Here is a 616-nt window from a genome sequence, read left to right on the forward strand (position 1 = left end):
GCTAGTAATAATTGTTCTGTCTCTTTTTTTTCTTCTTTCTTTACAATCGGCTCTTCTTTCGTTACCGTTTTTTTTGCGAGAAGATATTCTTTCTTCTCTTCTTCTGGTGCTTCTGCTCGTTTCGGTTTCTCCGTTTTCGGCTGTTTTTTATTTTCAATTCTCATTGTATTATCAAATGAAGAATTTTCATTTTTTGATTGTATTTCTAGCCCTTTTTCTTTTTGCGGAGGTAAACTCTGTTGCACCGGTAATACAAATTGTATCACTACATCCACCTCATCCGTTCATACACATTTTTAAATCAAGAAGCATTTTTTCTTCTAACTTTTCTTTTACTTTCGCAAGCTTCTTACAATCTTCTTGATACATTTCATCAATGACACGTTCTTTTTCTTTTATTTTCTCTAAAAGGCTTTCATTTTTTTGAATAAAACCTTCTGTTTTTTTAATTTTCCGATTCCATTCTTCTATTCTTTCAGGTGAAAATGTATGTGAAGACAGCATACCAGCCATAATACGTTGCCCAGTTTGTACGACTTTACTACGTGATTTCACAACATACAGATCATATTCTTTTTTTTGTTCTATTTTTCTTTTTTCAGCTGTTAGTTCGTAC

At 32.1% G+C, this 616-nt stretch carries 1 protein-coding gene and 1 pseudogene; both read right to left on the reverse strand.

Annotated elements, in window-relative coordinates; genetic code table 11:
* Positions 1-275, reverse strand: a pseudogene (locus tag AC1DTM_RS30600) (flagellar hook-length control protein FliK); the annotation flags it as partial.
* 1 nt (position 276) lies between these two features.
* Positions 277-616 (reverse strand): cytoplasmic protein (locus tag AC1DTM_RS30605; protein WP_477001719.1); only part of this gene is annotated, 340 nt, incomplete at its 5' end.

The sequence above is a fragment of the Bacillus sp. P4_D3 genome (assembly GCF_056401855.1).